This is a genomic window from Aquihabitans sp. McL0605 (assembly GCF_049993875.1).
Classification (GTDB): Bacteria; Actinomycetota; Acidimicrobiia; order Acidimicrobiales; family Iamiaceae; genus Aquihabitans.
In genome coordinates this window covers 1,512,618-1,525,020 of record NZ_CP188252.1, presented here as the reverse complement: position 1 = coordinate 1,525,020, position 12,403 = coordinate 1,512,618, and the positions used below count along the sequence as shown (strand labels likewise).

Here is a 12,403-nt window from a genome sequence, read left to right as displayed (position 1 = left end):
CCCTCGTCGCACGGCTCCGGTGGAGCATGAGCCTGGCCGGCCGCCTCCTGGTGGCCACCCCGCTCATCGCCGATCCGGGCTTCGAGCGCACCGTGGTGCTCCTGCTGGCCCACGGTCCGCAGGGCGCCTTCGGCCTGGTGCTCAACCGGCCGAGCGACACCACGGTCGACGAGGTGGCGCCGGCGTGGTCCGACACGGCCGCCGCTCCCGGCGTGGTGTTCGTCGGCGGTCCCGTCGGGCGCGACTCCGTGGTGGCGCTGGGCCGGACCACCGCTCCCGACCCCGAGGGTGCCGACCTGATCGTGGGCGACTGCGCGCCGGTCAACCTCAACCGGCCCCCCGGCGACGGCGAGGCCGAGTGGTCCGGCGTCCGCCTGTTCGCGGGCTCCGCGGGCTGGGCGGCCGGACAGCTCGAGGACGAGCTCGACGAGGGGGCCTGGTGGACGGTGGCGGCCGAGGCGGGCGACATCGTCGCCACCGATCCCGAGCGCCAGTGGAGCGAGGTGCTCCGGCGCCAGCGGGGCGAGGTGGCGTGGTTCGCCAACCACCCCGACGACCCCACGTCGAACTGAGGATCCGCTCGCGCCCACCCGTCCCCGCGGACGGGCCAGGGCCAGGGCTAGCGTTCCGCCATGGCCACGATCTCGTTCGAGGGTGAGACGCACGGTGAGCTGGTCGTCAAGGTGCGGCGCTGGCTCGCGTCGGTCGAAGGCCAAGAAGACGGCAACCTCACGCCCCACGAGGCCATCAACCAAGGGGCCGAGCTCACCAAGGAGGCCCTGCGGATCATCGCGTCGGCGGCGCCCGAGCCCGTGGCGCAGAGCGAGATCGTCAAGGCCCTGACCAACGCCGGCTACAAGGCCACCGACCTCACGAAGCAGGCGGTGGTCGAGGGCCTCGACTCGGTCGAGGAGGTCACGGGCGGCAGCGTCGTCAAGCTCGCCCGGGATGCGTCGAAGACCGCGGTGTACCAGATGAACACCACGGTGGCCCGGGCCATCCTCAAGTCGATCCGGCGCTGACCAGCACCGGGCTGCGCTGCGCCGCGAGCTTCGCGAGGGGGGCCTGCGCCCGGTAGCCTGCGGCAACGACACGCCGCTACCGGGAGCCCCCATGGCCCAGTCCCCGTCCGACCGATTCGCCACCGAGGGCCTGACCTTCGACGACGTGCTCCTGGTGCCGGCGGCGAGCGACGTCTTGCCCAACGAGGTGTCCACCGCGTCGTTCGTGACGCCTGGGATCCAGATCCAGGTGCCGATCCTGTCGGCCGCCATGGACACGGTCACCGAGGCCAGCCTCGCCATCGCCATGGCCCGCGCCGGCGGCCTCGGCATCGTGCACCGCAACCTCTCGGTGACCGATCAGGCCGGCGAGGTCGACAAGGTGAAGCGCTCCGAGTCGGGGATGATCGTCGACCCGGTCACGCTCGGCCCCGACGCCCTGGTGGCCGATGCGCTCGACCTCATGGCCCGCTTCAAGATCTCGGGCGTGCCGATCACCGACGACGACCGCCGCCTGGTCGGGATCCTCACCAACCGCGACCTGCGGTTCCACGAAGACGTCAACGAGCGCATCGGCGCCGTGATGACCAGCGAGGGCCTCGTCACCGCACCCCAGGGCACCACGCTCGAGGAGGCGCAGGCCATCTTGGGCCGGCACCGCATCGAGAAGCTGCCGGTGGTCGACCCGGAGGGGCGCCTGTCGGGCCTCATCACGGTCAAGGACATCCAGAAGCGCATCCAGTACCCCGACTCCACCAAGGACGACCAGGGCCGCCTGCGCTGCGGTGCGGCCGTCGGCACCGGCCCCGACGCCTTCGAGCGGGCCCTCGCCCTCATCGAAGCGGGGGTCGACCTGCTCGTGGTCGACACCGCCCACGGCCACTCGGCCGGGGTGATCAACCTGGTGGCCAAGATCGTCGAGGAGTTCCCCGTGCCGATCGTCGCCGGGAACGTCGCCACCTACGACGGCGCCAAGGCCCTGCTCGATGCCGGGGCATCGGCCATCAAGGTCGGCGTCGGCCCCGGCTCGATCTGCACCACCCGCGTGGTCGCCGGCGTGGGCGTCCCCCAGCTCACGGCCATCGCCGATGCCGCCAGCGCGGCATCGGACTACGACGCCTGCGTCATCGCCGACGGCGGCATCCAGTTCTCGGGCGACATCGCCAAGGCCCTGGCCGCCGGCGCCGACTCGGTCATGCTCGGCAGCCTGCTCGCGGGCGTCGACGAGAGCCCGGGCGACGTGGTCATGTACCAGGGCGAGCGGTTCAAGGAGTACCGGGGCATGGGCTCCATGGGGGCCATGAAGACCCGCTCGTACTCCAAGGACCGCTACTTCCAGGGCGACGTGATCGACGCCGAGAAGCTCGTGCCCGAGGGCATCGAGGGCCGGGTGGCGTACAAGGGCCCGGTCCGCCGGATCCTGTTCCAGCTCGTCGGCGGCCTGCGCCAGGCCATGGGGTACTGCGGGGCCGGGACCATCGACGACCTGCACCGGGCGTCGTTCGTGCGCATCACCGGCGCCGGGCTGCGCGAGAGCCACCCGCACGACATCACGATCACCGCCGAGGCGCCGAACTACTGGGGTCGCTGACCCGCTCGGCACGCCGCTGACCAGCGGCGACGCCGACCGCCACGCTCGGTGTGCACTCCACCACGCGCGGCCGCTACCGTCACCGCCGCCTGGCGGATGCTCCGCCGGCCTGGGTGCCCTCTCGGCCCCGGCGGAACACGAGGAGGACCTGTGGTCCGACGTCTCTCGGTGGCTGTGGGTGCAGCCGTCATGGTCCTGGGGCTCCTGGCCCCCACGATGGCTTCGGCCACGGTCGACACCAGCTACGGCTGGGACTACCGGGCGCTCAGCGTCAACGGCACCTACACGATGCTGCGCGGCCAGTTCGCCGGCGACGATGCCACCGACCTGCTGTTCTACGGCGCCGGGTCGGCGCCCGACTCGCTGTGGATCGGCAAGACGGGCACCAAGGGGACCGATGGCTTCACCAAGGTGCCCCTGACCATCAACCTCACCGCCGTGCCCGTGGTCGGCGACTTCGCCGGCGACGACTACGACGACATCTTGTTCTACGGCAAGGGCACCAACGCCGATGCGCTGTACACCTCGACCGAGACGTCCGACTACTTCTCGGTGAGCAAGCTCACCATCAGCGGGACCAACTACAAGCCCAAGGCGCTCCTCGACTACCGGGCGGTGGGCACCAAGGACGACGTCTTGTTCCTCGGGCCGGGCTCGACCCGTGACTTCCTCTGGCACTTCACCGACTCGCCCGGCACCGCCGACTACATCGGCCCGGGCACGTTCACCAGCCAGGCCCGCACCGTCAACGGCGCCTACCAGCTGATCAGCGGCGACTTCAACGGCGACTACCTCGACGACGTCGTGCTCTACCAGCCCGGCACCGCCGCCGACTACAAGTGGACCAGCTCGGCATCGGGCGCCTTCACCCAGACCAGCCTGTCGATCAGCGGCACCTACCAGCCCGTCACCGTCCGCCACAGCCAGTACGACGGCATCTACTGGTGGGCCAGCGGCGCCGGCAACGAGGCCTACTGGGTCTCCAACGGCACGTCGTTCGTGAACAAGACGGTCCAGCAGTTCCCCGAGTTCAAGGGCACCGCGGCCACGTACGGGGGCGACGGCGTCCTGATCCGCTCCGACCAGAGCGGCGACACGGGCCGCGACGCCTACGTCTCGGCCACCACCACGTCGGCCAAGACCTACTACCTGGCCAACCCCAGCCACGACTTCAACACGGCCACGCAGTTCGCCGAGGGCGACTTCGACGGTGACGACCACTTCGACACCATCTGGTACGGCCCTGGGACCCGCAAGGACGAGGTCTGGTACGGCCTGCCCGCGGCCGCCAGCGCCCCGGCCCGGTCCGCTGCCGCGTCGGGCCCGGAGGCCCCGGCTCCCGCGGCCGCCAAGGTCACGCCCATCGTCGAGCGCTGAGCCCGCGCCTCGTCTGCGCACCGGTGGCCCCGCCCCGCACCACGGGGTCGGGGCCACCTGCGCGCGCTGCGTAGACTCGTACCTTTCCCGAGCCAGGGTTGAGGAGATTGTCCGTGGCTGAACTAGAGATCGGCATGGGCAAGTCCGGGCGACGGGCCTACGGCCTGGACGACCTGGCGCTGGTGCCCTCGCGGCGCACCCGAGACCCCGAGGACATCGACCTCTCGTGGGAGATCGACGCCTTCACCTTCGACCTCCCGATCATGGCCGCGGCCATGGACAGCGTCGTCAGCCCGGCCAGCGCCGTCGCCATCGGCGAGCTCGGCGGGGTGGGCGTGCTGGCCCTCGAGGGCCTGTGGACCCGCTACGACGACCCCGAGGCCGTGCTGGCCGAGATCGCCGGGCTCACCGACACGGGCCTGTCCGGCCACGCCGCCACCGCCCGGCTCCAGGAGCTCTACGCCGAGCCCATCAAGCCCGAGCTCATCCGCGACCGCATCAAGGAGATCCGCGGGGCGGGGGTCACCTCGTGCGCCTCGATCAGCCCGCAGCGGCTCCCGGCCTACGCCGACGCCCTGCTGGCCGCCGAGCTCGACCTGCTCGTGGTCCAGGGCTCGGTGGTGTCGGCCGAGCACGTCACCAAGGACGGCGACCCGCTCAACCTCAAGACGTTCGTCCGCCGCTTCGACATCCCGGTGATCGTCGGCGGCTGCGCCAGCTACCAGGCGGCCAGCCACCTCATGCGCACGGGTGCCGCCGGGATCCTCGTGGGCGTGGGCTCGGGCGCCACGTCCACCACCCGCAGGGTGCTCGGCGTCGGTGCGGCGCAGGCCACCGCCATCGCCGATGCCCGCGCCGCCCGCATGCGCCACCTCGACGAGACGGGCGTGTACGTGCACCTCATCGCCGATGGCGGCATCACCACCGGCGGCGACATCGCCAAGGCCGTGGCCTGCGGCGCCGATGCCGTCATGCTCGGGGCCCCGCTCGCGGCGGCGTCCGATGCTCCCGGCGCCGGCTGGCACTGGGGCCTCAACGGCGGCCACGCCGACCTGCCCCGCGCCGACCGCGTGCCCGCCCCCTCGGTGGGCACCATCGAGGAGATCCTCGTGGGCCCGGCCCACCGCAGCGACGGCCGCACCAACCTGGCCGGTGCGCTGCGACGGTCGATGGCGTCGTGCGGGTACCCCACGCTCAAGGACCTCCAGAAGGCCGAGCTCACCATCACCCCCGTGCACCCCTGACATGAGCGAGACGCCAGCCATGACCGATCCTGACGCCGTCACCTCCGAGACCGGCCCCATCCTGGTGGTCGACTTCGGAGCGCAGTACGCCCAGCTGATCGCCCGCCGCGTGCGCGAAGCCCACGTGTACAGCGAGATCGTGTCGCACACCATCACCGCCGCCGAGGTGACGGCCCGCCAGCCGGCCGGGATCATCTTCTCGGGCGGCCCCAAGTCGGTCCACGTCGAGGGCGCCCCGGTCATCGACCCCGCCGTCTACGACCTCGGCGTCCCCGTCCTGGGCATCTGCTACGGGGCCCAGCTCATCGCCCAGCAGCTCCCCGGCGGCGTCGTCGCCAACACCGGCTCGGGCGAGTACGGGCGCACCGAGATGACCGTCACGGCGCCCGACGCGGTGCTGTTCGGCGGCGGCCAGCCGGAGCTCCAGCAGGTCTGGATGAGCCACTTCGACTCGATCTCCGTGCCGCCCGACGGGTTCGCGATCACCTCGTCCACCCCCGGCGCCCCCGTGGCCGGCATGGAGCACGTCGAGCGCAAGATCCACGCCGTCCAGTACCACCCCGAGGTGGTCCACACGCCCCACGGCCAGGCCGTGCTCGAGCACTTCCTGTACGACGTGTGCGGCTGCCCGCCCGCGTGGGTCATGAGCTCGGTCATCGACACCCAGGTCGACCTCATCCGCAAGCAGGTCGGCGGCGCCAAGGTCATCTGCGCGCTGTCCGGCGGGGTGGATTCGGCGGTCGCCGCGGCCCTGGTGCACAAGGCCATCGGACCGCAGCTCACCTGCGTGTTCGTCGACACCGGGCTCATGCGCCTCGGCGAAGGCGAGCAGGTGGTGGAGACGTTCCAGCGCCACCAGGGCATCGAGCTGATCCACGTCCGTGCCGCCGACCGCTACTTCGAGCGCCTCGAGGGGATCACCGACCCAGAGGACAAGCGCAAGGCCATCGGCGAGCTGTTCATCCGCATCTTCGAAGACGTCTCCGGCGGCATCGAAGACGCCAAGTTCCTGGTGCAGGGCACGCTCTACCCCGACGTCATCGAGTCCGGCACCGCCAGCGCCGCCAAGATCAAGAGCCACCACAACGTGGGCGGGCTCCCCGAGGACATGCAGTTCGACCTGGTCGAGCCGCTGCGGTCCCTGTTCAAGGACGAGGTCCGCAAGGTCGGCACCGAGCTGGGCCTCCCCGACGAGATCGTGTGGCGCCAGCCGTTCCCCGGGCCGGGCCTGGGCGTGCGCATCATCGGCGAGGTCACCCCCGACAAGGTCGCCATCTTGCAGCGGGCCGACGCCATCGTCCGCGAGGAGATCCGCGCCGCCGGCCTCGAGCGGGAGATCTGGCAGGCGTTCGCCGTGCTCCCCGACATCCGGTCGGTGGGCGTGATGGGCGACGAGCGCACCTACGGCTACCCGGCCATCATCCGCGCCGTCACCTCCGAGGACGCCATGACCGCCGACTGGGCCCGCCTCCCGTACGACCTGCTCGAGCGCATGAGCAGCCGCATCATCAACGAGGTCGACGGCATCAACCGCGTCGCCTACGACGTGACCTCCAAGCCCCCCGGAACCATCGAGTGGGAGTAGCTCCCCTCGTGGCTTGATGGGGGCGGACCCTGGATTCTGGCCGGTTCGGACCGATGGAGAACCACCTCAGGAGGTGAGGTCCGGTCCGAACGCGGACCGGTACGATTCGAGGCAGGTATGGATCCGGACGCGACGGCCGAGGGAGGGCAGGTCGGTGCCGCGGGCAGCGAGGCCGCCACGCTCGCTGATCGTCACGCCGACGATGTCGCTGCGCTCCACCGCGTCGCCAGCCTGGCCCCTGGCGACCCCGACGAGCGCCTGGTCCAGCTGCTCGATGCCGGGTGCGCAGCGCTCGACGTCGCCCAGGGCTTCGTGCTGCTCCGCCGCGCCATCGACCTCACCGTCCGCGCCGCCGCGGGGCCCCGGGCCTTCGGGCCGGAGCAGGGCGATCACGTGTCCGACTGGCGCCTCGACGACGTGCTGGCCCGCCAGGCCACAGTGGCCGCGCTCGGCGGGCCTGGTGCGAGCGACGAGCACACGGCGTTCGGCGGCGGGTCGATGGTGGCCTGCCCGTTGTGGGTGACGGGCCGCGTCGCGGGGGTCATCGCCTTCGCCGACGACACCGCCCGGGAGCCGTTCTCGTCGTGGCAGCTGGCGCTGGTCGACCTCGTGGCCGACGGCGCCTCGCGCATCCTCGAGCACGAGGCCGACATCCGCGAGATGGTCCGCCTCGAGTCGCAGGCCCAGGCGATGATCGACCTGATGCCCGACCCGGTGGTGCGGCTCCGCAGCGACGGCCAGCAGCTCTCCGACGACGGCGACCACGTGATGGGGATGTTCGACCCCACCACCGGCGCCCGCCCGGCGGGAACGCCCGCCGATCCGGCCACGCTCGCCCTCGTCCAGCAGGCCGTGGCGTCGGCGCTCGAGACCGGCCGGCTCCAGACCGACGTGTACGCCGCGGGGCCCGGCCTCGACGCCCGCCGGGTCGAGGCCCGCTTCGTGCCCGGTGACGACGACGTGGTGCTGTGCATCGTCCGCGACATCACGGAGCGCCACCGCGCCGAGCTGGCCCTCGCCGAGCAGGTGGCGTTCGAGGCGCTGGTCGCGTCGATCTCCACCCGCCTGATCGGCTGCGCGCCGCTGCTGCTCGACGACGCCATCGAGGTGGGCCTCGGCGAGATCGCCTCGTTCTTCGGCGCCGACGCCGCGTTCATCGACGAGCTGGCCCCCGACGGCTCCACCCTGCGGGTCTCGCACCAGTGGACCCGCCGGGGCACCCGGCCCACGCGGGTCCGGGGCCAGCGGGTCGACGTGAAGGGCTTCGGCTGGCTCACGGCCCGGTTCGAGCGGGCCGGTCACGTCTTCGTCCGCGGCCCGGGCACCATCCCCAAGGAGGCCACCGAGCAGGCGCTCGTCGACGTCGACGACAAGGGCGTGCTGTGGGTCCGCCTCGGCTACGGCGGCGAGCTGGTCGGCGTGCTCGGGATGACGTGGCGCACCCACGAGCCCCCGCCGTCCGACGAGGTGCTCGGGCTGGTCCGCTTCGCCGCCGATGCGTTCCTCGGCGCCCTCCGGCGACGGAGCGTCGCGCTGCTCGCCGACGGCCAGGCCGAGGTGTTCGAGCTCATCGCCCGCGGGGCACCGGTCGCGACGGCCATCGTGGCCGCCCGGTCCCTGCTCGAGCGCCACACGCTCGGGGCCACCGTCGTCATCGCCACCGTCGAGCAGGGCGACCGCCTGTCGCTCGTCGGCGAGTCCGGCGACGACGTGCTCGCCGCCTGGTTCGCAGCGCTGGAGCCGGGGCTCGGGAACCCGTTCGGCCAGGCGGTCATCACCGGCGAGCCGGTCATGGTGGCCAACGCCCTGGGCGATCCCCGCTACGGCGATGCCGTGCTGCCCGATGTCCGCTACCAGTCGGCCACCATCCTCCCGGTCAAGTCGCCCCGCAACGGCCAGACCCTGGCGGTGGTGGGCCTGCTCGGGTCCGAGCCCGGCGCCCCGATCGCCCGTCCAGCGGTGCGGGACTCGGTCCTCTCCCTGGTCACGGTGGCGGTGGAGCGGTCGATCGACGAGCGCAGCCTCGCCTACCAGGCCACCCACGACCCCCTGACGGGGGTGGGCAACCGGGCCGCGCTCGTCGACCGCCTGGCGCTCGCCCTGGCCCGCGCCAAGCGCTCGGGCCTGGCGGTCGCGGTGCTGTTCTGCGACCTCGACTCCTTCAAGGCGGTCAACGACCGCTACGGCCACGACCGAGGCGATCGCCTCCTCATCGAGGTGGCCGACCGCATCGGCCGCGCCGTGCGCCCGTCCGACACGGTCTGCCGGACGGGCGGCGACGAGTTCGTCATCGTGTGCGAGGACCTGGCCGACGCCGACCAGGCGGACACCATCGCCGAGCGGGTCCGGACCACCATCGAGACCGAGCCCATCGACATCGGCGAGACCCGGCTGGCGGTCACCGTGAGCGTCGGCGTGGCCGTCGCCGACCTCCCCGTCGACGATCCCGACCGACTCCTGCGCAGCGCCGACCTGGCCATGTACGCCCGCAAGCAGCAGCGTGCGTCCGATCGCCAGGTGGCCGAGTCCGATGCGGCCGCGGCTCGAGACCAGGCCCGCTCGGCCGTGGAGCCGAGGCGGCCGCCCGATCACCGCCACCCCGCGCTCGACGAGCACGAGGTGATGGCGGCCCGGAGCCGTGCCCCGGAGGCGCGGCGCACCGATCCGTTCGGCCTCGAGCTCGCCACCGCGATCGACCACGACGGCCTGCACCTGGTCCACCAGCCGCTGGTGGGCCGCGACGGCTCGCTCGCGGGGGTCGAGGCCCTGGTGCGCTGGGACCATCCCGTGTTGGGCGCCGTCGGCCCGGTGCGCATCTTGTCGGCGGCGGCCCACGACGACCTCGCCGGCGCCCTGGGCCGCTGGGTCCGCCGCACGGCGCTGGCCGAACGGCGGCGCTGGCTCGGCCACCTCGGCGCGGGCCAGCCGGTGCCCGTCCACATCAACGTGGCCGAGGCGGAGCTCGCCCGGCCCCACCTCACCGAGGCGGTCCTCGCCGACCTCGACGAGGCCGGCGTCGACCCCGATGCCATCGTCCTCGAGGTGCGCGAGCGCCACCTGGCCGACCCCGAGGTGCGCGACGTGGTCACGAAGCTGGCCGACGCCGGCATCGAGGTGCTGGTCGAGAACGTGGGCCAGGGCGGCGTGTCCCTGCCCGACCTGGCCGGCCTGGCCGTGCGCGGGCTCAAGCTGGGCCAGTCGCTGGTCGCCCGCATCCGCGAGGACGACCCCGTCGGTGTCGAGGTGGCCCGGTCGCTCGTGCTCCTGGCGCACGGCCTCGGGTGGCGGAGCCTGGCCGTCGGCGTGGAGACCGCCCACCAGCGCTCGGTGCTGTTCGGCTTCGGGATCGACGCCGTGCAGGGGAAGGTGGCCACCATGCCGCTCGAGCGCGAGGCCCTCCTCGACTGGCTCGCTGGTCGGCCGTCCGCCTGAACCCTGCGTAACGTCTGAGGATGACTGCGCTGGCTGGGTACGACGAGACCACGTTCACGTTCGAGGGGAAGACCCGCACGGTGTTCCGGCGGGGGAGCGGGCCGGCCGTGCTGGTGATCTCCGAGATCCCCGGCATCACCCCGCTCGTCGCCGACTTCGGCCGCCGGGTCGACGAAGCCGGGTTCACCGCGGTGCTGCCGTCGCTCTTCGGCACGCCGGGGCGCGAGGTCTCGATCGGCTACGTCGCCCAGTCGATGGGCTGGGCGTGCGTGTCCAAGGAGTTCTCCACCTGGGCCCGCAACAAGACCTCGCCGGCCACCCACTGGGCCAAGGCGCTGGCCCGCCACGAGCACGAGCAGTGCGGTGGCCCCGGGGTCGGCGTGGTGGGCATGTGCCTCACCGGCAACTTCGCGCTGGCGATGATGGTCGACCCGGTGGTGGCCGCCCCCGTCCTGTCGCAGCCGTCCCTGCCGTTCATGCTCAGCAAGGCCTACAAGCGAGACGTAAACCTCTCGCCCGAGGACCTGGCGGCCGTCAAGGCCCGCTGCGAGGACGAGGACGACCTGTGCGTGCTCGGGCTGCGCTTCACGGGCGACAAGCTCTCGCCCCAGGACCGGTTCGCCCGGCTCACCGAGGAGCTGGGCGATTCGTTCATCGGCGTCGAGATCGATTCGTCGAAGGGCAACGCCCACGGCATCCGGTCCGCGGCCCACTCCGTGCTCACGGAGGACCTGGTCGACGAGGCCGGCCACCCCACGCAGGATGCGCTCAACCAGGTGCTCGACCTGTTCCGCACCCGCCTCGCCCCTGCGGTCTGAGGGCTACGACGCCTCGGGCGTGGCCGAGGCGTCGTCCTCGGGCGCCGGCGGGGTGGCGTCATCGGGATCGGGCTCGTGCAGGTCCTCCTCGAGGTCGTCGCGCAGCTCCGCCTCCAGCTCCCCGACGCTCAGGTGGGCCTCGTGCGGATCGGCGTCGAGCAGGAGCGCCTCGGCGGTCTCGGCCTTGACCATGCGGTACTCGCCGGTCTCCTGGTCCCACACCCGGACGCGCGCGTTCTCGCTGGCGTCACGGGCCATGGTGCGCACCGCGGTCAGGCGCCGCCGCCGCCCGAGCGGGCCGAGCTTGAGCGAGGCGTAGGACAGGCCGCCGAGCGGGATGGGCATCCAGAACTGGATCAGGCGCCAGGCCAGCACGGCGAAGCCGGCCGGTCCGACGGGTGCGCCGAAGGTGACCAGCAGGGAGGGGAGCGCGGTCTCGACCACGCCCAGGCCACCAGGGGTGATGGGGATCGACGCCACGACGCCCGTGACGCCGTAGGCCACGATCAGGTTGATCGGGTTCATCGTGTACCCGAACGCGCGCAGCATCACCCAGAGCGCGGCGATGTCGAACATCCAGTTGGCGGTGGCCCACAGGGCGCCGCGCCGGACCAGCTCGGGCTGGCGGGCCAGGTCCTGGATGCGGTCGGCGGCCTGGTGGACGAACCGGGCGGCCGTGTCCTCGTCGACGTACGGCACCTTGCGGGCGATGGCCCGCAGCACCCGCTCGGCCTGGTCGCGGCCCTCGATGAGCAGGTAGACGAGCCCGGCGGCGAACGCGAGCAGCAGCACGCCCACGATGGCGGCGGTGACGTACGCGGTGCGGAACCCGTTCAGCGGGATGGAGATGAGGAGCGCGACCCACAGGATCAGGTTGAGCACCACGGCCGAACCGAGGCCGACGCTGGCCAGCGTGAACCCCGCGGCGGTGGACGACACCCCGGCGTCGGTGAGCAGGCTGTAGCCCAGCGTGCCGCCGGCGGCCGACCCGCCGGGGACCAGGTTGCCCACCGCCTTGGTGGACATCTGGATGCGCAGGATCGTGAACAGCGACAGGCGGGGCTCGGCCGGCAGCGTCACCCGGGTCAGCACCGAGTAGCAGAGCAGCGAGACGACCTCGAAGGCGATGGCCAGGATCACCAGCAGCGGGTTGACCTGGGTCAACAGGTCCGCCGACTCCCGCGACCGGGCCAGCGTGGGGATGACCAGGTAGTAGAAGACGAACAGGAAGACGACGAGCAGCAGGGTCCGCTTGACGGCGCGGGACTGCACGGACTGCTTGCGCCGCGGGTTCACGGGCGAGCCAGGGGATGGGCGGCGCGGAGCGCCGAAGACGCGGTGGAGATCTCGCCATT

General features: G+C 72.3%; 9 protein-coding genes. 8 read left to right on the top strand and 1 reads right to left on the bottom strand.

From position 1 onward, the window contains the following. Positions 1-26 precede the first annotated feature (26 nt). The 8 genes from ACPPVX_RS06825 to ACPPVX_RS06790 all read left to right on the top strand — a co-directional run bounded on the left by ACPPVX_RS06825 (position 27) and on the right by ACPPVX_RS06790 (position 11,048). Complete coding sequence (locus ACPPVX_RS06825) at positions 27-572, top strand: YqgE/AlgH family protein (RefSeq protein WP_426574147.1); 546 nt, start codon at positions 27-29, stop codon at positions 570-572. Between the two features lie 60 nt (positions 573-632). Further along, positions 633-1,022, top strand: a complete 390-nt coding sequence (locus ACPPVX_RS06820) for a hypothetical protein (protein ID WP_426574146.1) — start codon at positions 633-635, stop codon at positions 1,020-1,022. A 91-nt stretch (positions 1,023-1,113) separates the two neighbouring features. Beyond that, positions 1,114-2,592, top strand: a complete 1,479-nt coding sequence (gene guaB / locus ACPPVX_RS06815) for an IMP dehydrogenase (protein WP_426574145.1) — start codon at positions 1,114-1,116, stop codon at positions 2,590-2,592. Between the two features lie 150 nt (positions 2,593-2,742). Next, the gene (locus ACPPVX_RS06810) at positions 2,743-3,969 is read left to right on the top strand and encodes a hypothetical protein (protein ID WP_426574144.1); all 1,227 of its coding nucleotides are present in this window, start codon (positions 2,743-2,745) and stop codon (positions 3,967-3,969) included. Between the two features lie 113 nt (positions 3,970-4,082). Next, a complete protein-coding gene (locus ACPPVX_RS06805; protein ID WP_426574143.1) occupies positions 4,083-5,213 on the top strand; it encodes a GuaB3 family IMP dehydrogenase-related protein in 1,131 nt (376 codons plus the stop codon). 19 nt (positions 5,214-5,232) lie between these two features. Further along, a complete protein-coding gene (gene guaA / locus ACPPVX_RS06800; RefSeq protein WP_426574142.1) occupies positions 5,233-6,798 on the top strand; it encodes a glutamine-hydrolyzing GMP synthase in 1,566 nt (521 codons plus the stop codon). 117 nt (positions 6,799-6,915) lie between these two features. Beyond that, positions 6,916-10,230, top strand: coding sequence for an EAL domain-containing protein (locus tag ACPPVX_RS06795; RefSeq protein WP_426574141.1), 3,315 nt, complete (start codon positions 6,916-6,918; stop codon positions 10,228-10,230). Between the two features lie 20 nt (positions 10,231-10,250). Further along, positions 10,251-11,048 carry a dienelactone hydrolase family protein gene (locus ACPPVX_RS06790; protein ID WP_426574140.1) on the top strand — a complete coding sequence of 266 codons (798 nt, stop codon included), beginning with the start codon at positions 10,251-10,253 and terminating at the stop codon, positions 11,046-11,048. Between the two features lie 3 nt (positions 11,049-11,051). On the opposite strand, the gene ACPPVX_RS06785 is transcribed toward ACPPVX_RS06790, so the two are convergent. Continuing rightward, the gene (locus ACPPVX_RS06785) at positions 11,052-12,344 is read right to left on the bottom strand and encodes a lysylphosphatidylglycerol synthase transmembrane domain-containing protein (RefSeq protein WP_426574139.1); all 1,293 of its coding nucleotides are present in this window, start codon (positions 12,342-12,344) and stop codon (positions 11,052-11,054) included. Positions 12,345-12,403: the final 59 nt, after the last annotated feature.